This is a genomic window from Vibrio sp. Vb1337, assembly GCF_033338715.1.
In the GTDB taxonomy this organism is placed as follows: Bacteria; Pseudomonadota; Gammaproteobacteria; order Enterobacterales; family Vibrionaceae; genus Vibrio; species Vibrio alginolyticus.
This window is the reverse complement of the sequence record NZ_JAWOTD010000002.1, coordinates 397,233-421,580: the sequence shown is the minus strand read 5'-3', so window position 1 is coordinate 421,580 and position 24,348 is coordinate 397,233. Positions and strand designations below refer to the sequence as shown.

At 44.6% G+C, this 24,348-nt stretch carries 26 protein-coding genes; 12 read left to right on the top strand and 14 right to left on the bottom strand.

What is annotated here, in order from left to right; all coding sequences use genetic code 11:
• The first annotated feature begins 42 nt into the window (after positions 1–42).
• Positions 43–783 (top strand): DNA-binding transcriptional regulator YciT, encoded by a 741-nt coding sequence (locus R7E42_RS03670; protein WP_222712024.1) that lies wholly within the window; start codon positions 43–45, stop codon positions 781–783.
• Here the strand turns inward: R7E42_RS03670 and R7E42_RS03665 are convergent, their stop codons facing one another.
• From R7E42_RS03665 to R7E42_RS03650, 4 genes are all read right to left on the bottom strand, one after another.
• Entirely contained in the window at positions 784–1,677 is an 894-nt protein-coding gene (locus tag R7E42_RS03665; protein WP_222712025.1) for a DMT family transporter, read from the bottom strand.
• 154 nt (positions 1,678–1,831) lie between these two features.
• A complete protein-coding gene (locus tag R7E42_RS03660; RefSeq protein ID WP_042523322.1) occupies positions 1,832–2,188 on the bottom strand; it encodes a VOC family protein in 357 nt (118 codons plus the stop codon).
• A gap of 29 nt (positions 2,189–2,217) precedes the next feature.
• Positions 2,218–2,871 carry an isochorismatase family protein gene (locus tag R7E42_RS03655; RefSeq protein WP_222712026.1) on the bottom strand — a complete coding sequence of 218 codons (654 nt, stop codon included), beginning with the start codon at positions 2,869–2,871 and terminating at the stop codon, positions 2,218–2,220.
• A gap of 32 nt (positions 2,872–2,903) precedes the next feature.
• Positions 2,904–3,629 (bottom strand): NUDIX domain-containing protein, encoded by a 726-nt coding sequence (locus R7E42_RS03650; RefSeq protein ID WP_005373953.1) that lies wholly within the window; start codon positions 3,627–3,629, stop codon positions 2,904–2,906.
• 298 nt (positions 3,630–3,927) lie between these two features.
• Between R7E42_RS03650 and pncB the strand changes: the two genes are divergently transcribed.
• From pncB to R7E42_RS03630, 4 genes are all read left to right on the top strand, one after another.
• Entirely contained in the window at positions 3,928–5,238 is a 1,311-nt protein-coding gene (gene pncB / locus R7E42_RS03645) for a nicotinate phosphoribosyltransferase (protein WP_047102848.1), read from the top strand.
• Between the two features lie 320 nt (positions 5,239–5,558).
• On the top strand, positions 5,559–5,918 hold the full coding sequence (locus R7E42_RS03640; protein ID WP_017819785.1) for a hypothetical protein: 360 nt from the start codon (positions 5,559–5,561) through the stop codon (positions 5,916–5,918).
• A gap of 214 nt (positions 5,919–6,132) precedes the next feature.
• Complete coding sequence (locus tag R7E42_RS03635) at positions 6,133–6,651, top strand: glycine zipper 2TM domain-containing protein (RefSeq protein ID WP_262652638.1); 519 nt, start codon at positions 6,133–6,135, stop codon at positions 6,649–6,651.
• 170 nt (positions 6,652–6,821) lie between these two features.
• Complete coding sequence (locus R7E42_RS03630; protein ID WP_262652639.1) at positions 6,822–7,601, top strand: class I SAM-dependent methyltransferase; 780 nt, start codon at positions 6,822–6,824, stop codon at positions 7,599–7,601.
• A 63-nt stretch (positions 7,602–7,664) separates the two neighbouring features.
• Here R7E42_RS03630 and R7E42_RS03625 read toward each other — a convergent pair whose 3' ends face one another.
• Complete coding sequence (locus R7E42_RS03625; protein ID WP_005373940.1) at positions 7,665–8,546, bottom strand: DMT family transporter; 882 nt, start codon at positions 8,544–8,546, stop codon at positions 7,665–7,667.
• A 93-nt stretch (positions 8,547–8,639) separates the two neighbouring features.
• On the opposite strand from R7E42_RS03625, the gene R7E42_RS03620 reads away from it, so the two are divergent.
• The 3 genes from R7E42_RS03620 (at position 8,640) to R7E42_RS03610 (ending at position 12,147) form a co-directional block, all read left to right on the top strand.
• Positions 8,640–9,524 (top strand): LysR family transcriptional regulator, encoded by an 885-nt coding sequence (locus R7E42_RS03620; protein WP_005392662.1) that lies wholly within the window; start codon positions 8,640–8,642, stop codon positions 9,522–9,524.
• A 180-nt stretch (positions 9,525–9,704) separates the two neighbouring features.
• Positions 9,705–10,319: an outer membrane beta-barrel protein gene (locus R7E42_RS03615; RefSeq protein ID WP_005373936.1), complete on the top strand. Its 615-nt coding sequence runs from the start codon at positions 9,705–9,707 to the stop codon at positions 10,317–10,319.
• 160 nt (positions 10,320–10,479) lie between these two features.
• The gene (locus tag R7E42_RS03610; RefSeq protein WP_130546440.1) at positions 10,480–12,147 is read left to right on the top strand and encodes an ABC transporter substrate-binding protein; all 1,668 of its coding nucleotides are present in this window, start codon (positions 10,480–10,482) and stop codon (positions 12,145–12,147) included.
• A gap of 75 nt (positions 12,148–12,222) precedes the next feature.
• On the opposite strand, the gene ompV is transcribed toward R7E42_RS03610, so the two are convergent.
• The 4 genes from ompV to R7E42_RS03590 form a co-directional block, all read right to left on the bottom strand.
• Complete coding sequence (ompV, locus tag R7E42_RS03605) at positions 12,223–12,999, bottom strand: outer membrane protein OmpV (protein ID WP_017635134.1); 777 nt, start codon at positions 12,997–12,999, stop codon at positions 12,223–12,225.
• Between the two features lie 221 nt (positions 13,000–13,220).
• Positions 13,221–13,754: a copper resistance protein NlpE gene (locus R7E42_RS03600; RefSeq protein ID WP_005373930.1), complete on the bottom strand. Its 534-nt coding sequence runs from the start codon at positions 13,752–13,754 to the stop codon at positions 13,221–13,223.
• Positions 13,755–14,014: 260 nt separating this feature from the next.
• Positions 14,015–15,244: a quaternary amine ABC transporter ATP-binding protein gene (locus R7E42_RS03595; RefSeq protein ID WP_154204190.1), complete on the bottom strand. Its 1,230-nt coding sequence runs from the start codon at positions 15,242–15,244 to the stop codon at positions 14,015–14,017.
• Positions 15,237–16,136 carry an ABC transporter permease gene (locus tag R7E42_RS03590; RefSeq protein ID WP_005373926.1) on the bottom strand — a complete coding sequence of 300 codons (900 nt, stop codon included), beginning with the start codon at positions 16,134–16,136 and terminating at the stop codon, positions 15,237–15,239. The genes R7E42_RS03595 and R7E42_RS03590 overlap by 8 nt, the downstream gene beginning before the upstream one ends.
• A 500-nt stretch (positions 16,137–16,636) precedes the next feature.
• Between R7E42_RS03590 and R7E42_RS03585 the strand changes: the two genes are divergently transcribed.
• Genes R7E42_RS03585 through nqrM form a run of 3 tightly spaced genes read left to right on the top strand, consistent with a single transcriptional unit; the run spans position 16,637 to position 17,641 of the window.
• Positions 16,637–16,927, top strand: coding sequence for a DUF134 domain-containing protein (locus R7E42_RS03585; RefSeq protein WP_005373924.1), 291 nt, complete (start codon positions 16,637–16,639; stop codon positions 16,925–16,927).
• Positions 16,924–17,430, top strand: coding sequence for a NifB/NifX family molybdenum-iron cluster-binding protein (locus R7E42_RS03580; protein ID WP_137282820.1), 507 nt, complete (start codon positions 16,924–16,926; stop codon positions 17,428–17,430). Before R7E42_RS03585 ends, R7E42_RS03580 begins: the two co-directional genes overlap by 4 nt.
• Position 17,431: 1 nt before the next feature.
• Positions 17,432–17,641, top strand: coding sequence for a (Na+)-NQR maturation NqrM (gene nqrM, locus R7E42_RS03575; protein ID WP_017635136.1), 210 nt, complete (start codon positions 17,432–17,434; stop codon positions 17,639–17,641).
• Here the strand turns inward: nqrM and R7E42_RS03570 are convergent.
• On the bottom strand, positions 17,619–18,431 hold the full coding sequence (locus tag R7E42_RS03570; protein ID WP_195723030.1) for an aminoglycoside phosphotransferase family protein: 813 nt from the start codon (positions 18,429–18,431) through the stop codon (positions 17,619–17,621). The genes nqrM and R7E42_RS03570 overlap by 23 nt on opposite strands.
• 187 nt (positions 18,432–18,618) lie before the next feature.
• Here R7E42_RS03570 and R7E42_RS03565 point away from each other — a divergent pair, with 187 nt between their 5' ends.
• Entirely contained in the window at positions 18,619–18,813 is a 195-nt protein-coding gene (locus R7E42_RS03565) for a hypothetical protein (RefSeq protein WP_005373920.1), read from the top strand.
• 75 nt (positions 18,814–18,888) lie between these two features.
• On the opposite strand, the gene fusA is transcribed toward R7E42_RS03565, so the two are convergent.
• From fusA to R7E42_RS03545, 4 genes are all read right to left on the bottom strand, one after another.
• Positions 18,889–20,913, bottom strand: coding sequence for an elongation factor G (gene fusA, locus R7E42_RS03560; protein ID WP_203507846.1), 2,025 nt, complete (start codon positions 20,911–20,913; stop codon positions 18,889–18,891).
• 293 nt (positions 20,914–21,206) lie between these two features.
• Positions 21,207–22,199, bottom strand: coding sequence for an N-acetyl-D-Glu racemase DgcA (gene dgcA, locus R7E42_RS03555; protein ID WP_318070583.1), 993 nt, complete (start codon positions 22,197–22,199; stop codon positions 21,207–21,209).
• A 50-nt stretch (positions 22,200–22,249) separates the two neighbouring features.
• The gene (gene dgcN / locus R7E42_RS03550) at positions 22,250–23,254 is read right to left on the bottom strand and encodes an N-acetyltransferase DgcN (RefSeq protein WP_054574532.1); all 1,005 of its coding nucleotides are present in this window, start codon (positions 23,252–23,254) and stop codon (positions 22,250–22,252) included.
• 101 nt (positions 23,255–23,355) lie between these two features.
• Positions 23,356–24,237, bottom strand: a complete 882-nt coding sequence (locus R7E42_RS03545; RefSeq protein ID WP_025767997.1) for a LysR family transcriptional regulator — start codon at positions 24,235–24,237, stop codon at positions 23,356–23,358.
• Between the last annotated feature and the right edge of the window lie 111 nt (positions 24,238–24,348).

Genomic DNA, 24,348 nt, shown 5'->3' with positions numbered 1-24,348 from the left:
TCAGGTGAGTATACTGTAAGCTCATCAATAAGGAGCGAACCTGTGAACCCAAGACAAAATGAAATCCTGCAATTAGTGAACGACCGTAAACGCGTTCAAGTCACAGAGCTTTCTGACATCATTGGCGTGTCGGGTGTGACCATCAGACAGGATTTGAACTTTCTGGAGCAACAGGGCTACCTAAAGCGCGTTCACGGCGCAGCTACCGCGTTGCAAAGTGATGACATTGATGCCCGTCTAGAAGTACGTTTCGATATTAAACAATCGCTCGCAAACCAAGCTGCGGATTTGGTCGCACCGAATGAGACAGTGCTGATTGAAGGAGGCAGTGCCAATGCGTTGTTGGCTCGGACATTGGCTGAGCGCGGCGATGTGACCATCATTACGCCATCGGCGTATATCGCCCATCTCATCCGTAACACTTCTGCCAACATTATCTTGCTTGGTGGCGTGTATCAGCACCAAGGCGAGAGCTTGGTCGGACCGCTGACTAAGTTGTGTATTGAGAACATTCATTTCAGCACGGCCTTCTTGGGTATTGACGGCTTCCATCAAGACACTGGCTTTACTAGCCGCGACATGATGCGCGCTGAGATCGCAGAAACCATCATTGCGAAAAAAAGGCGCAATATTGTTCTAACGGATTCTAGTAAATTTGGGCAAATTTATCCCTCATCAATTGGTAAGACTGACGAAATATCATTGCTGCTGACTGACAAAGCCGCTCCGAAAAGCGACCTTGAACAAATCAAAAAGCGAGGTGTGGAAGTTATATTAGGCTGATTAAGCCACGCTTCGTTTTCGCTTCGCGAGCATTGCTGTTGGGGAGAAACCAGTGACTAGCATAGTGCCGCTAAGCACTAGAATTGTTCCTATGATGGTGTTAGAGCCGACGGGCTCATCTAGCACCAAGTAGCCCCATAAGATACCAAAAACAGGAACAAGAAAAGTGACAGTCAGTGCTGACGCTGGGCCGATATCAGAAACTAAGCGGAAATAGAGCAAATAAGCGAACCCTGTGCATACAACGCCGAGCGTGACAACAGAGCTCCATTCGAAATGACTTGGTTCTGTACGCATTGGTAAGAATGGTAGCAGCGGCAGTACCCAAATAACCGCCGCCCACATGCTGCCGTGAGCATTGTCAAAAGCAGGTACTTGTGGCGCATTTTTAGTGTAGTTGGTAGCAATGCCATAGCTGAAAGAAGCCATCAAACTGGCGGCAATAGGGAGCATGGCTTCTTCACCTATGGTTGAAGTATCTAAGCCGACCAAGACTGCAACGCCTCCAATGCCTATTAGCATACCGAGAACAGATTTCGCTGTGAGTGGGCTGCGGTACCAAACAAAGCCAACTAGTGCTCCCCATATTGGGGCGGTTGAGTTCAATATTGCTAAAGTTGATGCATTCAGTGTCTGGGCTGCGTACGCAAAGAGTAAAAATGGAACTGCGCTATTGAATAAGCCAATAATAAAGAAGTGTTTAGTATGCGCAGTTAACGTGAGTTTCTTCTTCAAATATACGGCGATCAATAACAAAGCGACGGCGGCAAATGTAACTCGAAATTCGATTAAGTAAGCCGGCCCGAATGTGTTGGCGGCGACTCGCATAAACAGAAACGAGCCACCCCAAATAGCAGCGAGGCAGAGTAAGCGAAAAAAACTGACGGCAGTCATTTGACATCCTTGGTCGAGGTCTAGCGCCTCATCGATTAATTGTTGCGCTAACAGTGAATTAAACCAAGGATGAGGTCAACCAGAAATGTAATGCCAGTTCCGGATCTGGCTAGCTTGGGCTCACGTTGATAGTGTGTTGTTGATTTGTGATGACTTAATGGCTCTCTGACCATACTGCGAATTCATTTCCACTCGGTTCAGTGAAGTGGAATCGACAGCCGCCGGGGAATTCGAAAATAGGGCGGATAATTTTTCCACCATGCTGCTCTACTTTTGTCTGAGTGGCCTGAATGTCTGAGCTATAAAATACTAAAAGTGCGCCACCATTTGCGGTTTGGTTTATAAACTCAGATTTGAAGAATCCGCCATCCAACCCTTGTCCTGAAAATGCAGAATATTCTGGACCATAATCGGTAAAGCTCCAGTCAAAAGCACGCTCAAAAAATTGTTTGGTCGCACTGACATTAGTGGAACCAAATTCAACGTAATTCAATTTTTCATGTTGATGCATGGTGAAATCCTTCTCGGTTACTATCGTTTCTAAGCGAACTTTTCTACGATGATGTCGTCCGCTTTTTCGACAAATAATGCGCCATTATCTCTGAGATCTGTCAGCACATTCTCTACATTATCAGGCAGCACCGCACGAGTTGAAGCAAGATTAACTACCACATTGTAGCCAAGTTCCAGCGCTTGCATGACGGATTTTTTCACACAAAAGTCTAAGGCAAGGCCACCGATAACTAAGGTATTAATCCCGTTGAACTTTAGAAATTCATGCGCGCCTGTCGTTTTGGTGTCGGTAATATCATGGAAAAAAATACCGTAAGGGTGTGCGTCAGGATCCATACCTTTATTAACTTGAAAATCATAGTCCAACACGGGTGGTAAGCCATCTAGCAGCTCAGAACCTGTTGTGCCAAGCACACAGTGACGGTTCCACTTTATATCCACATTCGGTAAACCAACGGGCTCAAGCATATTGGCTGGCGATTCTGCATCCCATTTTGCTTTCGGTGGGTGCAAATCACGACTGACCAGTTTTAATCGGCCTTTGGCATGATTGTTCAAAAGCTCCGGTACGATTTCCAACGCACCTGCAACGGGCAGTTCATTTGGACATAACTCACTAAAACCTTTCTCTGGATCAACGTCGATCACTGCTGTAGTTTGATAGTTTACTCGAACAGTCATGGCAGACTCCTTGTCTGTCTGATTGTCTGCGTTTATCCACGCAAACAGTTTTGAAAAAAGGTTACTTCGTCGCTAGTCAGCGTATATACCATTGCGGGTTTTCCACCTTTACCTTTGTTGGTAGAAGCGACTTTATTAGTGGGTTTTAGTACGCCCGAATCTATCAAGCGGCGCTTAATCGTCATTCGGCTGATATCAATACCAAACTCTTGATAAGCAGAAATGATGTCCGCAACCAAAAACTCTTTGTCTAATGCAAACAAAAGAACCGATGTGTATTCAATGGATGCACGAAGCTTTTGCCACGCTTTTTCAATGGTTTTTTGATGATCAAATGCGAGGGTTTCTTCTCCATTGAGAATAGCCTGTAGCGAAAACCATTTAAGTTGGCATTCCGGTACACCTGCATTATTTATTTGCTCTACATTGTTACGATCAACTAAGGCGTAGTGCGTAATGTTTAAGCTCCAGTCTTCTGGATCGCGCTTTGGATCACCGTCGATAAACGCTTCGCTAAAATGGCGAGGGTAGGTATGGATTTTCTCACGGCAAATTCGGCGACGCGCCGCTTCAAAGTTTTCATCGGCCGGGCGTCCGCCTTCACTGGTTAAGTCTTTATCAAAGACAAATCCGCCCGGTAGTGCCCAGACTCCATGGTATGGCCGATTTGGATTTGAACGTTTAATCAACAACACTTCCAATCCCTTATCGGCACAGCCAGATAGCCTGAATGGAATAATGTCGACAGATACGATCATGGTTGGGTCCTAATATTGATTTGTAAGTAATCTAGCGCATAACAAGTGGTCAATCAATGGGTAAGTAACGAGTTGTTAGAAACGTTTTCGGTAGTGTTCTTAATACGGTTAGAGCATAAATTTACGGATGACTCTGACTTATTCACAATACTTGCTCGAATTCTAGACAAAAAAACCTTATAAAAATGAGTGGTTAGTAACAAAAGTTGACAAACTATAGATGGGTGTTTATTGTTTACGCAAATTAGTTAGTAACAAAAAGTTATATACCCAGGAAGGGCATGTAGAAGGGCACCTAATGACCACCAAACTATTTTCTTCCCGCATCATTCAAAGCGCTTTGGATTTCGATGTCTACAAAGTCAATATGATGAGCGCTGTAACAGCGCTTTACCCTGATGCGATGGTGTCATATAAGTTTATCGTGCGCAGTGAGGAAGACCTCTCTGAGCTTTTGCCCGAGGTAAAAGCCGAAGTCCTTAAACTGCAAGATATTCAATTTACGCAAGAAGAAATTGAATATATTAAGCGTGTCGCGCCTTACCTGAATCCTGACTTTGTTGATGCACTGCGCCATTTCCGTTTCAACCCACAAAGTGATGTCTCTTTCCATAATAAAGCCATGGCTGATGGCTCAAGCCAGTTAAGAATTACCATTAACGGCTTGTGGCGAGATACCATCTTGTACGAAACGATCATCATGAGCATCGTGTCTGAAGTTCGTAGCCGTCAGCGTTGGTCAGATATCCCTGTTGCGCAATTTACCACTGTTTTAGAAGAGAAAATTCGGCACCTAAAGTCGGAACTAAAACGTCGTAACATCACTAACTTTAAATTTTCTGACATGTCGACGCGTCGACGTTTTTCCTTCCAAGCTCAGCGCACTATGCTGGAATATTTGTGCCAGGAAGTGCCGGAATGTTTGACAGGAACAAGCAACTATCACTTAGCAAAAGAGCTAAACTTGACGCCTATCGGCACCGTTGCTCATGAATGGTTTATGGGACACCAAGCTCTGGTGAATGTGCGAGATTCGCAAAAAGTGGCGTTGCAACGTTGGCAAAAAATGTTTAATGGTGCACTAGGTATTGCGTTAACCGATACGATTGGTATCGATGCTTTCCTTAAAGACTTTGATGAAGAACTAAGTAACGCGTACTTCGGTGTACGTCACGATAGTGGTTGCCCTTATAGCTGGGGTGAAAAAATGATTGCACACTACCAGTCGCTGAATATAGACCCATTAACAAAAACACTGGTGTTTACCGACGGACTTAACTTCGAACAAGCGTTAGATATTTGCGAGTATTTCCAAGGACGTATTCAGGTGAGTTTTGGTATAGGTACTTTTCTTGCCAATGATATGGGTGATTATGTCAATAAAGATGGTGAAGCCTACCAGCCACTTTCTATCGTGATAAAAATGGTCACGTGCAATGGTTCACCGGTCGCCAAAATCAGTGACGAACCTGAGAAAGCCATGTGTGAAGATATCTTCTTTTTGATGAATCTCAAGCGCCGCTTTGAACAACCTCTTGATTTAAATGAGTGTCGTAAAATGATCGATCGTTTAGAAACTGAAGGTCAAAATTATCTCATTGACGCGTAGGCGTTATCCTCTCTCCTTGATAAGCACCCTCTATCGTTACGACAAATTTATATAGGTAAACGTGGAGGGTGATTTCGTTATAGTAATATACAGAAGTAACCAGATACAGCGCAGGAAAGCACTCAAAAGTTGATGTGTTATCTGCCTTTGATTAGTGTAAATCGATACGTTACAGCATCGTGGACGGTGTATCTCATCCGACACTAAACTCAGTCTAATCACGTAGTTTATTCCCACGTACCATGAGCTCACTCGGGTATAGACGTCTATCTGCTTTTATGACTTTGGGCTTCACGTAGTTGCTTGAATCAGGAGTCAAAATGAACCTAGTAGTACATTTGCAAAAGAAAGCGATCCGAAAATATGGCTATGAGATGGCCACTCGCCAAGCATGGAGGTGTGGTATCAAGGCAAATCTTGTAAAGCGCGTGATTGGCCTTTTTAAAGGACAAATTGTTTGTGTGGTTGAAGGTTGCCGAGCAGAGTTTTCTTCTCCTCTTAATAACCCCCTTCACGAAGATGACAAGCAGGGGCGATATGTGTTTGTTGGCGGTGTATGCTGGGAACCAAATAACATTATAGCGCCTGGTTTCCCTGATTTTATGTTTATGCACGTGCGTAATCTAAGCCACCGTCATAAGTATTTAACGGATGACGAACTATTTTTGAGCTTGGCTTAAAAATAAATCTCATAGACTAGTCCAGCCCAATCATAATCAGTAGTGATACAGTTTTATCTCTGTTGACATTCTGCTGAGTGTTTCTTGACGTACCTCTTATAAAACAGTGTTTCTTTACTTGTTAATAACAGAGGGTTTGTTTTCGTCTGATGTGATTTCCCTTTTGCGATTTACCATAACGCTCATCAAAGCAAACCATACTGGGATGTAAATCATGAATATGAAATCTATCGCAATTGCAACGGCAGTTGTTGCTGTACTAGCAGGCTGTAAAGACAAAACGCCACCAGCTCCAACTCAAGCAAACATTACTTTGGTTGAAGCGGTGACTGAAACGGTGAAAAAGCCGCACCAAGTATGTAAAGATGTGGTAGTAACCGAGCAAGTTGCCCCTGCGGATGACAATAAAATTATTGGTACGGTTGGTGGCGCAGCAGCTGGAGCTGCGCTGGGCAACCAAATCGGTGGTGGCTCAGGTAAAGTGATTGCAACTGCAGCTGGTACGATTGCTGGTGCACTGACAGGTCGTAAGATCCAGGAAAATGTGCAAAAAGGTGATGTAGTAACAACGACGAAAAAACAGTGTCATACAGAATATACGACATCTGATAAAGTAGTGGGTTACGACGTCACTTACGAAGTTTCAGGTGCACCAACGACGGTTCGCTTGGCGAGCAAGCCAGCGACAAAAACGTTCCCAATTCAAGATGGCAAAGTTGTTCTTCCGCAATAACTAGCTCCTCAACCGAAGTAATTAACAAGCCCTTTTATCTTTGAGACGAAAGGGCTTTTTCACATAAGCGGCGTTTTCATCTGTTTTCCCATTGGAATGTGCGGCCAGAAATACCCGTTAATTTCCGCGTTCGATACAATCACTTTTCTTAAAGTACGAACGGAAAAAGCATGGAAGATTTTTACCTGACCGAGCACGGTCTGGCTGGTTATTTCGAAGCGCAATGGTTCGACAAGTTCATTGAGGATCAACAGATTGAGATGATAACCAGTCGCTCAAAACAAGTCCCACTTTCTTTTTTGTCATCACCTCACTGCTCCCAAGTTGCTGATTTTATTGCGCAGGCGGTAATCGAAAGCAGCGTTCAGCCGTATTCCCTACTTGAGGTTGGCGCGGCGTTGGGAAGAAATTATTATGAGCTAGTGCAACGCTTACCTAACCTTAAAGAAGCGACGCTTGTGGAGCCTTCAAATAGGTTAATGGATGGCTTGAAGCAACTATTAATAGAAGAACAGCGCGTCGGGCTTACTTACCTTCACGATGTGAACACCTTAAACACTTTAGAGGTAGAGAATAGAGGTATCGTACAGAAATGTGCTCATGTTGATTTGACGCTAATTAACCAGCCTTTTGAGCTCGATACTCTCCAATCTCGCTTTGATTTAGTCGTATGTTTAAATGTGATTGATCAATGTGAGTCGCCACTTAGCGTGATCAATGCTCTAAAAAAAACCACCAATGTGGGTGGGCTGATCGTTGTCTCTTGCACTTATCAGTGGAACGCGAAACACATCAAAAATAAAGAAGAGGCGGTTGATGATATCAAAGAATACTTTGCTGAAGGCTGGCGTCTAGTGTCGGAAGCCGAGCATGAATATCGCATCCGGTTTAATGATCGCTTTGCAAGGCAGTTTTTATCTCACGTAGTCGCTTACGTAAAAACCGATTAGAGCCACATAAAAAAACCGAGCACTTACGGCTCGGTTTTTTAGTCTTTGGGTTAGAGCACAACTTTAAGTAACGTGCGCTTCTTGTTGCTCTTGCAACTTTTTCTTGCGACGCTCTCGTTTAGAAAGCCAAACCAGAGGCACAACAATCATAATGGTTCCTATTGCCATAAATATATCAGGCACTTCTCCAAACCAAATCAATCCCACAAACACGGCACCAATTAAGCCACTGTATTCAGCGCTGGCAATTTTGTTGCTATCGATCGAGCGGTAAGCGATGACACATGTTGCTGCATAAATCATGATGAACAAACTTGAGCCAGCAGCAACAGGGAAAGCACTCCAGTCCCAAGGTTCTGCTTCGATCAGAACAAGCAAGAAGGCTACTGGAATACCTGCCAAGTTTGTCATCAATAACGTTTGCATCACAGACTGATTTTTTGGCAGTTTTCGAATGAGCAAGTTATTGATTGCTAAAGTAATTGCAACAACTAAAGCCGAAATCGCTGCCCAGTCGATTTGATCTGGACGAATGATGACCAACACTCCAGCAAAGCCCATGATCGCAGCCGCGACCGATTGTTTAGATAGCTGTTCGCCAAAAAATATCGCGGCAAGCGGCAGCATGATTAATGGCGCGGCGTAAAAGATCGCGTTCGCAGTTGCGAGCGGTAAAGATGAGATCGCCAAAACCATGAATATTGCACCAAGTAACCATACGTGAGCGCGAACAGCATGCCACTTAAACCCTTCAAGAAAAGGCGCATTTTTTGTTAGCAAGTAGACTGGCAGCAGGAAAAGCACCGCTGAAATTTGTCGGAAAAAGACAAATTGAAAAATAGGCACTTCATTTCCGACACTTTTAATTAAAGAGTCCGAAAGCACCGCAATGAGATTTCCAACAATTAATAGCAGCATCGCTGCTCCGACCGATGTAACTTTCACTTTTTCCTCTCCTCTTTCTTTGCCAAAGAGTAGGTGATGTCATAGGATGAAGTGAAGTGATATTTATTAGTTTAAGTATGAGATTTTTAGATAATGAAATTGCCACCACTCAGAGCGGTTCACTGTTTTGAATCTGTTGCCAGAAACTCTAGCTTTTCGCTTGCTGCTGAAGAACTCAATGTGACGCAAAGTGCCGTTAGCCACCAGATACGATTATTAGAAGATTATTTGGGTGAATCATTATTTATCCGTCAAGGCAGAAAGCTCTCTTTGTCCGATACGGGCGCACGCTATTTAGAGGATATTAGCCCAGCAATTAGCTCAATTGCGATGGCCAGCCAAAAGGTGCGAGAAGGGGACAAAGGCAGCATACGGTTGGCGATTTATAGCTCGCTTGCCGTAAAGTGGCTTATTCCGCGTTTGTCTGATTTTAAGCGCTTACATCCAGAAATCGATCTGACACTCAATATGGTCGTTGGTGATCCTGAACAGACAGACAGCGTTGGCGATTGTTTTATCACGGTAGAGAAGCCAAAGCGAAACTACATGTCGGTAAAGTTATACGCGGAGACGTTGTATCCGGTCTGCAGCCATAAAATTTGGAAAGAGTTGCAAGATCAACCGATTCCAGAAGCGCTTTGGCGATACCCTATTTTGTCGACAGACTCAATTTATCGAGAGAGAGGAAAAGATTGGGCTGAGTGGTGCAGAGCGGGCGGTTACACCTTGCCGAAAGATGTCGATGTTCAACATTTTAGTCATATGTTGTTGGCAATAGAGGCGGCGCGTTATGATCAAGGCATCGCATTTGCGAATGATTTTATGCTCAATGAAAGAGATAAAGCGCACGATTTGGTGTACATCCCTTCTCATGGATTGGAAACCGGAGACAGCTTTTATTTTATTCATAAAAAGAGTCGAGCCAAGCAAGCGGAAATCATCAAGCTCACTAACTGGTTGAAGCAGCAATGCTTGTGAAATGACTAAATTGTCAAAATTAAGAAAGAAAGTGGCAAAGTTGTGTCTAAATATTTCATGTTTTATTGAGTTTTTATTCATTAACATCCACTTGGTTTTGAAACCAAGTGAAATGGATAGCATGGCATGCTTAAGGATGGGCAAAACACAACCTCAATAATTAACAGGCAGTGAAATACAATGTTTAAAAAAACATGGCTAATGACAGCCCTTCTAGCAACATGTTCTGTTGCAAACGCAGCTCCTTACGTTGGTGCATCTGTAGGTCAAGCATCGTTTGGTGATGTTAATGGCTCTATCAATGGTGGTGGTACTAACGCTAGCACTAAACTTAAACTTGAAGATGACTCAAGCCTTTCAGGCAAAGTATTCGGTGGTTACAAATTCAACGAATACATTTCTCTAGAAGCAGCCATTGGTGGCTACGATGCTTTAGACGGCAAAGTTGTTACTGTTGGTGATATGAAGTATCTATCGATTCAGCCAAAAGCGACTCTACCGATTGGCGATCGTTTCAACCTTTTTGCTAAAGCTGGTCTTTCTTACTTCAATGCTGAATTCAAAATTAGCAACTCTGTGATTGACGGTAGCGCAGGCCATACCACCATTTCTGACAGCACTGTAACAGGCATGTACGGTTTAGGCGCAGAGTTCGCTATTACTGAAAACTTTGCTCTACAAGTTGAATGGGAATACATGATGCCTGAGCTAGACATTGCGAAATTTGGCAATGAAAAAGTAACGGTTGATGCAGACATCAATGTGTTCTCTGTAGGTATGAGCTACCGTTTCTAAGAATACTTATTCAAGTTACCTCTTGGCTTAGTAAACGTTTTTGACTTCTGTTGGTCGAGCTGAGTCCAAGCTTTGAATTTGTTTAGATATAGCACAGGAAGTTTAGTTGCTAAGCGTCCTGTGCTATTTTTTTGCTTTGGAATAACTCTTAGGAATCTTTGTGAACGATGTCAATCTTAGGTATCTGGATCTACTGTTAAAGCACTTTGAACCTCACCAGTATCACCTTGTTACGCTTTCTGAGCTAGAAGCGGTGATTTGCACGTCGAGGCGCAATGTTTCTATTGTGATGAAAAAGCTTGCCACTTACGATTGGGTCGATTGGCAACCTGCGATTGGCCGAAGTAACGCTAGCCGTCTCAGTATTAATATTTCCCTCCAACAAGCGATGACCGAGTTTTTGGTTGAGGAGCTTGGCAGAGGAAGAATGAACTCAATAACGAAACTTATTGATTGGTTCGGTCAAACCGCGGTTAGAGCACTAACTATCGCATCTGAAAAAGTGAATCGATTGAATGAATCAAATAACGCTATTTTGATTTCTTCTTACCCTTGGGTATCCAAAATCGACCCTGCGAATACTTACCGTCACACTGAATTACACGTCGCGAAAAGCGTTTATGACGTATTGCTGACCCAAAATTCCAATGGTGGTATCGAGCCATCGTTAGCACACGAATGGAAAATGGAAGGCAAGGTAATGACGTTATGGTTGCGGCCAGGCATATATCGCCATGATGGCGAGCCCCTTAACATACAGGATGTGGTTTGGAGTATAGAAAGACTCAGGGAGATAAAAGGACCAGTTCACGAGCTCTGGCAATGCATTGATAGCGTGGTTGCAGAAACATCTAACTGCTTAAAAATTATATTGAAGCATCCGAACAAGTTGTTTCCATACATGCTAGCAACTCCTCATGCGTCTATTCTGTGTCGAGATGTCGTCTCTTTCGGTTCTAGTTATTCCTACCACATAGGGACTGGACCATTTAAAATCAGCGGCTGGAACCAGGAGAGTATGACTCTTGAAGCGCACAAAGAGTATTTTTCAGCACGCGCATTGTTAGATCAAATAACGCTGTCTCATGGTGATGTTAAAACCTTAAATATGTTGAGCTTTAACCAAAGCTCCGATCACGTTGAAGTGGAAAAAATTAGCGCATTTTCATATCTGACCTACCGCGAACGCGTGGAATCCCAACTCACAAAAGAGACTTGGTATCAACTCGCTGATTACATCCATGTGCAAAAGCGAATTTATGATGCGCCAAGTGCCGTTGACAGCATTCAGTTAGAGACTCATGAGCAAGATTTATCAATAACAGATGGTGGTGTGATACCTAAACTGAAAGGTAAAGTGGTATTAGCTGAACCTGTTTGGACGATACCGAGTCTAATTCGCCATTCCGAATGGTTGCACAGTGTGATTCGTGCAACGGGATTGGAGTTGGAGATCGTCGTTATTGATGACATTAGTTTTCCTGAGGTAGTGTCTCACCAAGCAGATTTGCTCTTCATTGAGGAAGTCATGGAAGCACCATTTGAATATGGCATCTTCGAATGGCTGTCGATAGCAACTGGACTGCGTTTTAGTTTTGATCAAAGCCAGATGTTAAGCCACAGAGAAAAGGTTCGCAGGGCGATGGCAGATGATCACTCGCTACAGTCTTTATTAAACCTAGAGAAAGCGCTGCGCGATCAGTACCTATATTTGCCTTTGTTTGTTGGCTACGAAGAAGTGACAAAAACACAGCAAGTGCGAGGTGTGCAGGTGAAGAATACAGGCTATAGCGATTTACATAGGTTATGGATTGCTCATTCACACTAGAGTCTGTGTTCAAGATTATGCAAATGTCCAACGCATAAAGCCATCGAAATGATGGCTTTATAAGGGCGTGTCGGATTAGAAGTTGTACGACACACTTGCGCCAACAACCCATTGGTTTGCACTATCAACGATAGAAGAGTCGCTGATACCGCTGCCTAGGCGCGTGTATTGTGTCATTTGGCTTACTTGCCAGTTGTCGTTGATTGGCATAACAAGTTTGTAGCCCACACCATAGCTTACCGTTGAATCACCTTTGTATGCTTTGCGGTTTGCGTTTGCTTCGCGTTGTTTTACACCAAAGTAGTAATCTACGTAGTCTTCACTTTGATAAGTTAGGTTAGCAAAAGGAACAAAATCAACACTACCGAATTTCATGATGTGGAAGTAAGTCGCGCCCGCTAAGTAACCTTTGTAAGCACCGCTGATATCGTGCTGAAGGTACGTAGAAATGACGTTGTTTTGATCCAGTGTAAAGTCTGCGTTTAAACCTAGATCGACGGCGAAGCGGCGTTTATCTGTGCCTTTCAGGCTTTTCGCTGTATCACCGTCGCGCATTACACCGCTACCTACAAGGTAGGCACTCATGTTGATTAACTCATTGGTGTTACCGAAGAAGCGGTAGTTAATGCCACTTAGGTCGGCATTAAAGTCGTCACCATGGTAACCACCGTTGAGAATTGGTGCTGTATTATGCTTTTGATCTTTGAAAAGATCGCTGCCTTGAGCCACACCAGCTTCTACGTTCCAACCGCCTTCGTTGTTGTAGATATTACCGTTACGAATGTAAGTATCGCCAGCAAAAGCTGAGCCAGCAGCTGTCAAAGTAAGTAGTGCAATTAATGTTTTTTTCATCATTTTTCCGAGTTGTTCTGTTTTGTTTTGAACACTGTACAAAATAATGTTGTAAGCATCTATCGGCAAAGCGTATGGAAATGTAATGAACAATCAGGGTAAGAAGCAGAATGTTGCTTCAGAATAGAAAGGTTGCTGAAATAGTTTTCGTTAAAATAACGAAAAATCCGAGCTGGGGTGGCTCGGATTTGGGGTATTTATCAGGTATTGATACTAACTTCTTACTGTTTCGTTAAGTTGTATAGTGGTGCTAGGTCACCCGTTACTTTTTCGCCATTCATGTCTAGCTTCATAAGTACGTTTTCACCAACAAAGTATTGGTTTGGTGCATCTTCATTTGTCAACGTTACGATGCTGCCATTTGCGTCCCAAGTGAATTGACCTTCAGATTTTGATTGACCGTCTTCTTTGTCTTGGTAGCTTTCTTCAAGTACGTAAGTGCCATCTTGATTTAGTGTGATGGTCATATCGATACCAGCACAATCCGCGCAAGGTAGTGTTCCTTTGTAGGTGCCGTTCCAGTCCAGAGCACTTTGTGCGTTGTGTTCAGAGTCTACAAATGTCTCTTCAGTAATTACCTGTTCTTCTTCTACTGGTAACGTGTCAATTGTCTCAGTCGTAACGTCTGCACTGGTGGTGACTTCAGTTTCCGTTGCCTGAGGTACTTCAACTGCGCTTGTTTCGGCAGGTTTCTCATCTTGACAGCCTGCAAGAATGATTACCGCGCCTGTTAGTGCCAACATTGTCTTTTTCATTTTATCCCTCTTTAAATCAAGATTTTGTATGAGAGTAATAGTAGACATTTATCGAGGATTTGCGTCATCAAAAAGCAATAGAATGATCTAACTGTGTCAATAAAACCGGATATGAGCATGAAATTGTCAGGAAAATCAGAACAATGTAAATGTTGCTTTGGGTATCAAGCTTGAGCCCACAGACAAATATCTAAAAGGGGAGTGGGAGCGAGTTAATTGATAACAGCCCACATTATTGTGAGTTGTATTATCAACATCATCTAAGAAACGTTATTGAAGCTTGAGCGTGAAGTGCCTCGTTTTGTGCTTCGTTGATCAGAAAACAGCTCCGCAATAACCTGACGATTTAATTCGCCTTTCAAATTGCCGTGCTCATCGATGACGGGCAGTGAATATTCACACGACATGGCTTCAGTCAGCACTTGCTCAATGGCTAAATGTGGAGAGATGATAGGCACCTCTTCATAGATATCATCACGCCAATCTGATATATGAGTTAACTTCGCTGCGTTTAGCAATCCTTGCTGTGTTATCACGCCTTGATAGCCTGCATTGGTCTCATGGTAGGCATAATCACGTTTAACACCTTTCATTTCACTCAGCGCATCTTCAATGGTTTCAGCGCGAACACAGTACGAAGGTGGCTGCATCAGCGTTTCGACCGTCAGTGCTCGCGCTCTATTGACGTCTTTTACAAAGGCTTCAACGTACTCATCGGCAGGATGCAGTAAAATTTCGTCTGGTGAACCTTGTTGGACAAGTTCACCGTCTTTAAGAATCGCGATGCGATCGCCAAGTCGAAGCGCTTCATCTAAATCATGAGTAATGAAAATAATGGTTTTGTGCAGCTTCTGTTGCAGCTCTACCAGCTGATCTTGCATTTCGCTCCGAATCAGAGGGTCCAATGCTGAGAAAGCCTCGTCCATCAACAGTATTTCGGCGTCGGTAGCCAGTGCCCGTGCAAGGCCCACTCGCTGTTGCTGTCCACCCGATAGTTGAGCAGGATACTGGTGCTCATAACCCGTCAGTCCAACGGTTTCTAACCATTCATTTGCTTTTTCTAAGCGCGCCTCTTTATTCATTCCCTGAACTTCCAAACCATATGCGATGTTGTCGATAACAGTGCGATGAGGCAGTAAGCCAAAGCGTTGGAACACCATAGACATCTTGTGACGGCGAAACTGTTCAAGTTCTTTGTTAGAAAGTTGCATGACATCCACCCCTTCTACCAAGATCTGCCCCATGGTTGGATCGATTAATCGGTTGAAGTGGCGAATCATGGTGGATTTTCCAGAACCGGATAACCCCATAATGACAAAAATTTCACCCTTTTGAATTTGCAGGTTGATGTCTTTTAGTCCGACCGTATGGCCCGTTTCCGCTAAAACCTGCTCTTTACTATGTCCCAACTTAACGCGCTCAATCACGCTATTGGGCTTGGGGCCGAAGATTTTATACAGACCGCTGATTTCGATAAGTGGACTAGTCATGTTTTGAGTCTCCTAAATGAGCTTGAGTGCGTTTCGCATACGCTTGTGAAGCACGATCAAAAAGGATTGCTAGGGCGACAATTGCTAAACCATTGAGAAGACCAAGAGTGAAATATTGATTGGTAATAGACTTTAGAACAGGCTGACCTAAACCTTTTACCCCAATCATTGATGCGATGACCACCATTGACAGTGCCATCATGATCGTTTGGTTAATTCCCGCCATGATGGTTGGCATTGCAAGCGGAAGCTGAACCCCAAAAAGCCGTTGCCGAGTGCTGGCACCAAATGCGGTTGCGGCTTCCAATACTTCTTTATCAACTAGACGAATGCCCAAATTGGTTAAACGAATAACCGGTGGAATCGCGTAGATCACTACTGCGATAAGGCCAGGAATTTTCCCGATGCCCAATAACATCACAACTGGAATGAGATACACAAATGCCGGCATGGTTTGCATGACGTCGAGTAATGGTGTTACCACCGACTGAATGCGATTAGAGCGCGCCATAGCGATGCCGATAGGGATACCAAGTGCTATGGCAAGCATAGTACATACAGTGATGATACTGAGCGTGCGCATAGTGTCTTCCCACATTCCAAAATAGCCAATCAGAATCAGCGAACCAAAACATGCAGCGGCCAGTTTCCAAGAGCGGCTGGCGGCATAAACGAGAGTGGTGCAGACACCTAAAATAATGAACCAAGGTGTAGAAATCAGAAGTTTTTCAAACCAGACAAGAAAAGCAAGGAGCGGATCAAACAGAGACTCAATGAGTTCACCATACTCGCGAGAGAAATCTCTATAGGCGCCGTCGAGTGTTTTGCGAATCGCCCTGAGATCAGAGGCATCCATTTCCGGGAATTCGCTGAGCCAATTTGAGTCAGACATATGTACTTCCTATTTCTGATATACCTAAGCGCTCTCAAGAAACTTAATTTGGCAAGAAGAGTAGGGCACCTAGGCCAAGTAATGGTCGTTCGACAGGTTCTGTATCGAAAGTATTACCCTTTAAGCTCAGGCCAATGTCGTCAAACTTCTCTTTTTCGTTCCTTAGGTATACATCCTTTTAAATAAAACAATCATTAGTGTTCAAACTAATGATTTGCTTGGATTATAGTTTTTCTTCTTCAATAAAATGAACACATTAGCGTGTATTTGTATGAAAAATCTGCGCAAACTAACGTTTTTATTATCCGGTTAATTAGAATTGATCTTTTTGTTCGTTTGTCATCAAAATTCCTAAATTATTAGATGTCTAATTAATGCTGATGTATTACGTATTTGTCGTGTTGATTTTTGCAAACTTAGTTTATTGGCATATGCTAAAAATGTTATTGGCATATGCCAGTTTAAGGCGTAATTTGACTCTGTGTTTTTGAGGGACAATGATGGCAAGACCAAAGATAGAAAGACGAATATGCGGACGTGCGGCTCACCACTGCTTTAAGCCCAATGGCATTCCATTTAATCAGTTGGAGCAAGTCGCCATATTACCAGAAGAGTTAGAAGCGCTACGTTTAGCCGACTTAGAGGGGCTTAGCCAGCAGCAAGCTGCGGAGCAGATGGGCGTTTCTAGACAAACTTTTGGTAACACAGTAAAAAGTGCAAGATTGAAAGTCGCAAAAAGTTTAGTTGAAGGTCATGCATTAGTTTTTCCGAATGAGGAGTCAAACTTATGATTTATGCTATTCCTAATGATGGTGAGCGGGTGGCAAACCACTTTGTAAAAGCACCATACATCGCTATTTATTCTGATACTGACGGTATGCTAAAAAACTTAGCGAACATTGCTTCTATGCCACAAGCGGGTTGCAATGCGAAGTCTCAGTTGATTCAGTCTCTACAAGGGTACAATGTGGATGCTGTTCTTGTGCGAAATATTGGTGAACGTGTATTGGCAAAGCTACTTAGCAGTGGCACGCCAGTATTTAGGCTGTCTACTCGTAGTTCCTTGGAAGATGTGCTTGCGGTTCCAAGAGAGCCTTTGATTGAGCCCTCTCAAGGACGCCCATCAAACAATCATAAGAAAAGTGTTCACCAACAAAAAGGCGGCTGCGGCTCCTGTGGTTGTGGTGGCCAAAAATCAAAACCCTCCTTGTTGGCAAGACCTAAAGCGCTACTCAAAGCAACATCTAGCCCTGCTATACTTAAGCTAGAGTCGATGGCTAATAAGGCAGGTTAATATGGTTTGGTTATTTACCTTTCTTGGTTTTCTCGCAATCATTTTGTTGATGTCACTTGGCGTCATTTTTCACAACAAGCGCATTCAAGGGAGTTGTGGTGGTTTGAATAATGTCGGCGTTGACAAGGTGTGCAATTGTGAAACCTCATGCGCAGAACCTGAAAGGCGTTTATATCAAATCTCAGAGCCTAACTCATCACCTGAGCGCTAAGGCTTTTGGCCCATTGCGGCAAGGTTTGCCGAAACCAGTCCAAATATTTGCTGGTCTGCGGATTCTCTCTGGAGACCAGTATGTTGACTACCTCGACAACGATCCACGCTTTTGCTAGTCCGATATCGCGCGCCAATTCTGTTGTTTCACCTTTCTCTGCGCACTCTATATACTTGCCTGCTACGTTCAAGTAATCATCAAATGTGCCCATGCCCTCGATGAGCGGCGCTAAATCTATCGCGACATGCCCTGTAGAAAAGCGTTCCCAGTCGAACAGCACTAGCTCGCCATTTTCGCGCTGTCCCCAGTTTCCAGCATTCGAGTCTCCGGAGATCAAGTTCTGTCCATCGAAAAGATGCGCCGATCGTTGTTGGAGGTTGTGGAAGAACTGCTCTGTCTCTGAGCCCAGTTCAAGTGTAGCGAGTGCTTGTTGAGTCGCTTGTGGTGTCCACTGGTGGCGGTGATAAACACCATTTGATGTTGGTGGAAGTTGGTGCAGTTTGACGAGTTGTTCAATGACTCGATCATCTTCAAGTAAGAATGCTTGCTCGACTGCGTGGGGAACGTATTCAATGTGCAGAACGTTTTTCTGGTCGTCGAATTGAATCAAGCGCGGTACGTGTATTCCAAGCGCGTTAAACTGTTCGGCATAGCGTTGATAAAACGCGACTTCTATTTGAGTAGGGTTACGTTTTTCTATTACTTGGACGCCATCTTTTTCGATGAGAAAAACTTTGGCACTGCCCATTTGGTTGAGTTCTTGCTGCGACACCGGACTTCCTGTCTTCATGTAGAGAGAGCTCACCTTAATCGCTGCACTCACGTTTGCCAATAGCCACGACAAAGTGCCTCAAAAATATTAAATGCAACTGTTTAAATATGATTTTGTCGTTGGTGTCTAAATTTTACACAGTTACGCCTGTACTCCGATAAATTCGTTCTACGCTTACTATTCGTCTTAATAAAGGAGAACCAAAATGGCTGTAATGAAGCAGGATATTCCAAATCGTGTAACGGTTTACCATGACAATATCGATCAAGAACAAGAGCTGAAAAATGCGATGCTGCCAGAGAAACCGCGCTACTTTAACGGTGCTCCGACTTACAAAGCGAACAGCATCGAAGAGTTTGAAAGCAAAATCAGTCAGATAGGTTTGTCTCTCGATAAATAATTTTTCTTTTACCTAAAAGCGCCCTCAAAATGAGGGCGCTTTTTTGTTTATGTGATTGATTTGAATCGTAAGGAATTAACCTTGTTGTGTACTGCCTTGGCAGACTTGTTTCTGCACTGCTGGTGGCGCGGGCTCGTAATGGCTTAAGGTCATACTAAAGCTGCCTTCACCACCAGTGATGGAGCGTAATCGACGAGCGTAATCTTGCAGCTCGTTTACTGGTGACTTGGCTCTGAGTAAGGTGAAGCTACTGTCGATTGGCTCGGTGCCTTCGATTAAGCCTCGGTTTCCAGATAAATCTCCAGAAACATCGCCAACGTTCGCGGTTGGGATGTGCAGTTCCATCTGGACAATGGGTTCTAGCACAATAGGATCGGCGTTGTTAATCGCATCTAAAAAGGCTTTCTTACCTGCGATGACAAATGCAATTTCTTTCGAATCGACGGAGTGATATTTACCGTCATAAACGGTGACTTCCACATCCTTAATTGGGTTGCCAGAAATCGCGCCTTCCTCTAACGCTTGCAAAATACCTTTTTCAACAGCAGGAATGAGCGCGGTTGGGATGGCGCCACCCACCACTTTGTTGATGAACTTAAATCCGGCACCACGTTCGAGTGGACGAACCTTCAATTGCACTTCACCAAACTGGCCTGCACCGCCACTTTGTTTTTTGTGTCGATAATGCCCTTCGGCAGGTTTGGTGATGGTTTCAAAGTATTCGACGCTTGGTTGGCAGGTTTCGACGTCCAGTTTGTACACGTTCGCCATCTTTTCTAATGCGACTTTGAGGTGAAACTCCCCTTGGCCGCTGATGATGGTTTCGTTGGTGCGAGCGCGATGTTCGATGCGCAGCGAAGGATCTTCACTGGCAATTTTATTCAGCACATCTCCTAATTTTTGCTCATCTCCACGCTTAAGAGGCTTCAAGCACAAAGAATACATGGAGTCAGGAAGGTCCAACGTTTTGAGTTGAACACCATCTTCTTCGTGAGAGTCATGAACGATTGAATCGAATTCGAGATCATCCACTTTGGCTAAAACGCAGAAGTCGCCTGCTAGCGCGCGAGGGATCTCGGTTCTATCTTTGCCCTGCAGTTGATATAAGTGCCCAACTTTAAATGCCTTGTTGCTTTCGCCAATATAAAGCTGGCTGCCCGCATTGATTTCACCCTGATACACACGTAAGTAGGCAAGTTTTCCCATATATGGGTCGACGCTGACTTTGTACACGTGTGCGACGGTGTGCTCTAAGGTTTCGCAATTTACTTTGATTTTTTTGCCGTTCTTTTCCAGTAGAGGAGGGTTACCCTCGTTTGGCATGGGCATGATCTCCGCCAAGGTGCGCAGCAGCAACTCGACGCCCGCGCCGGTTTGTGCTGAGACAAAACAGACCGGAATCACATGTCCAGTTCTCAGTGCTTCTTCAAACGGATCATGCAGTTGCTCTGCGGTGAGTTCGGAGCCTTGTTCCAGATACAGTTCCATCAGTTCTTCATCGACTTCGATGACTTGGTCAATTAAGGTCTCATGAGCTTCATCTACTGTTGCAAGTAAGGTTTCTCGTCCCAATTCTGGTTCGAAATAGCAGTCAACTACAGATTCTCCGTCAGCCGAAGGTAAGTTGATCGGCAAGCAGTGGTCACCAAAATGCTCAACGATGTTCCCCATCAATCTTTCTAACTGATTACCGTGGTTATCGAGCTTATTGATGATGATCATCTGACATTTTTGCTGCTCTTTAGCAAAGGTGAATAAGCGATCGGAAGTTTGGTTAAGTGGGGTTTGAGGGTCGATGACAAGGGCAGATGTTTCAACGGCAGGAAAAACGCTGATAGTACGGCCAAGTAACTCGTTTTGTCCCGGAGTGTCGATGATATTGAGCCGGTGTTTATTCCAGCGCAGTGCGACTGGCGTTGCTTCAATACTGTGTTGATATTGGATGGATTGAGGGTCGAAGTCGGTAACGGTATCGCCTTTTTCTACGCTGCCTAAATGGTGCGTGGCATCGCAGGTGAAGAGCAGTTTTTCTATCAGCGTGGTTTTACCGGTCCCGGTTTGACCGACAAAAGCGATATTGCGTATTTTATTGATAGGCATAAAGCCTCCTTGCAAGATGGCGTGAAAAACCTACGAATTGCTAGGAAGTGGGTTGTTATAGAAACCCACGCACTGCATTGGAGTAGGGCGGGATTACCGCCTATTCGTTTTCCACGTCATTTTCCGGATGACTCGATACATAAGACCACCTTCTTGGACTACTGGAATCTTAGCATGCCTCAATAACCATATAATTTATGTGACTTATTTCATGATGGGGCTGATTGTTTTTTAATCGAGATCATAAACTCAGAGGTTCTGACTTTTGGAGCAAAACCTCTGGATTGTTTAGGCTATTTGGAAAGAACGATTTCGCCGTCGCGATAAACCAAGCTTGGCGTTACATCTTGTCCGAGCAACACCGGGCCATCAAGATCGACAACGCTTGCCTGAGCAGCAATGGGTAAGGCAGCACGCATCGCAAGCGACGTCCCCAACATACAACCGGACATGAGGCTAAAACCGAGTTTTTGGGCGTCGTCGGCTAATAATAGTGCTTCAGTGAGCCCGCCAGTTTTATCTAGCTTAATATTCACCATTTCATATTTTCCAACCAGCTGATGTAATTGCTCTCTGGTGTGACAACTTTCATCGGCGCAAAGTGGAATGGGGTGCGGAATGCTGGCGAGTACGTCATCGCAGTCTTGTGGCAACGGTTGTTCGATCATGGTGATGTCTAGCGGTTCGAGTTGAGCAAATACCGTCGCGAGGTCGAGGCCTTGCCACGCTTCATTCGCATCTAAAACAATTTGCGCGTGCGGCGCAGCATCGCGTACTGCTGCAACGCGCTCAAGCACGTGTTCACCATCCAGTTTTACCTTAAGCAGTTTTGCGCCTTGGCTAAGGTAAGCTTGTGCCTGTTTTGCCATCGCTTGCGGCGTGTCGATAGAAACCGTCATCGCCGTCACAATCGCCTCTGGTAACGTAAAGAGGTCGTGAACCTGTTGCTTGTGGCTCAAAAGCGCGTGAAGATGCCAAAGGGCGCAATCCAATGCATTTCTTGCCGCCCCCGTGGGCAATAACGATTGAAGCTGGCTTTTGAGAACCATGACATCAGCTTCGCCTTTGGCATACAAACTTTGCAGTTCATGTGCGGCGTGAGAAATCGCCTTAATCACCGATTCAACCGATTCACCATAACGAGGGTATGGCGTGCATTCACCTTGGGCGGTCATGCCTCGATGTTCAATTGTCACTCGGACTACGTGGCACTCTGTCCGACTGCCGCGAGAGATGCGAAATGGTGTCGCCATGGCAATCGTGACAGGTTCTACATGAATTTTCATCTCACTAGTTTTCCCTAAACCGCAGTTATTTTCTAAACCGTAAATGTTTCTTAAATCGTAAGGAGCCTATCTGCAACCGCATCAACGCCAAAACGTACAGGGTCGGTGACGGGCACTTGGTATTTGTCGCTCCAATCCTGGCATAACTGGGCAGCATCTTCTTCGCTGAGCGCCGAAGTGTTTAAGCAAATACCCACTAATTGAGCGTTTGGATTTGTTAGGCGAGCAGCGGCCAGATTCGCTTCTATCGTTTGTTCAATGGTTGGTAAGTTCGCATGTGGTAAGTTGCGGATGTGCGGGCGACCAATCTCATGGCACAGTATCAGAGCGTCAGCTTGTGCGCCGTGAAGTAAGCCCAAACTTACGCCAGCAAATGAAGGGTTAAACAATGAACCTTGCCCTTCGATGATGTCCCAATCGTGATCGGTGAACTCAGGGCTGATCGCTTCTACTGCGCCGGAGATAAAATCGGCAACTACAGCATCAATCGAAATGCCACTGCCTGCGATGAGAATTCCGGTTTGACCCGTTGCTTTGAACTCTGCACGACAGTTTTTACGCTTCAATGCATGCTCAATGGCAAGGGCAGAGTACATTTTTCCAACGGAGCAATCTGTCCCTACAGTAAGTACTCGCTTGCCTGCGCGAGCTTTGCCATTGCCGACCTTGAGCGGGGCATCATAATGACGAACATCATACAGTTTGGTTAATCCGCGTTGTTCTAGATCGGCAAGAGGAGAAAGTTCCGCCAAACGTTGGTGCATGCCCGATGCAATTTCAAATCCCATCTCTGCCGCTTCAAGTAAGGTTGCTTGCCAAGCTTCGGGAATGACGCCTCCTGGATTTGCAGTGCCAAGCACCAGCGTTTTTGCTCCTTGCTGCTGCGCTTGTTGTAGTGTCATGTCGGTTAAACTAAGCGATACGGTTTCTGGCGTCAGGCGGATTTGGCCAAGACAAATCTCAGGTCGCCATTGATATATGCCACGCGCGGTTTTTGCTGCGAGTGGATCGGTTACATCGCCAAGAAAAAGTAGGTAAGGTTGAGCAATTTGCATGATGGTTCCCTTCGTCATCGTTATTGCTCATTAATGTAGCCAGACTGATTTAGGAAACCGAATGCTTATTTGTTAGGCAGGTATAACTTCAGGTTATACCTTTAAACCATCTGTTGTTTTAGGGCGGTGATAAATTGCTTTGTCGCAATGGATTGAGGTGTGTGCTCTGCGAATAAAATAGAGACAGAGAAGGACATATTTGGCTCCAAAGCATGCACGGAAACGGCATTATCTTGGCGATATTGTTTTGCAGTCCAAGGGTCTACAATCGCGAATCCTGCTTCGTTTTTCACCAGTTCAGCCGCCGCGGAGTAGCTGCGGACGGTAATGGCATGTTGATAATGCTCGTCACGCGCTGACAAGGTTTGATGTAACAGCAAGCCCAGAGGGTCTCGGCTATCTAAACCGATAATGGGTAAATCGTGACTGATGAGTTCTTCTAAAATGACGGTTTTTTCTGCGGGTATCGCTGCGCTTTTAGGAGCGATCAGTGCTAAGTTTTCTTTCAATAACACGTGCCCCATGATCGCTGGTGGTGTTTCTTCACCGAACGCAATGGCGACATCCAGTTCATGTTTCAGTAAACCTGAGCACAGCTCATCGCGATTGGCCGTTAAGAGCTCAAAGGAGATGCCGTGCTCTTTCGACAGCAACGCGACAGTCGGCGCTAACAAGTGTGCGGCCAAAACAGGCGGAGCACCGACTCGTAAATGTTGAGTTCCCTGTTTGACTTTGTTGGTCAGAGAGCGAAATTGTCCGAGTTGTTGATAGACTTTTTCAGCCTCTGGCAATAAGGCTTTGGCTTCTTGAGTGGGAACGAGACGGCCCTTTACACGCTCAAATAAAGCGAAGCTCAGTTGTTGTTCTGTATGGGCGAGAACTCGAGTGACATTAGGTTGGGAAACGTGCAGTAAGCGAGCCGCGCCTGACACCGTTCCTGCTTGCATAATGGCGTAAAAGACTTCTAATTGCCTTAAGTTCACTGCGATTTCCCTCTGCTCATGTTGGTCACCTCAGAATACCCAACCTTGCTGATAAGCGATAGAGGCAAAAGTGCTGGCGTAAAAAATAGGAAGACGATGTTGGTTGCCTTC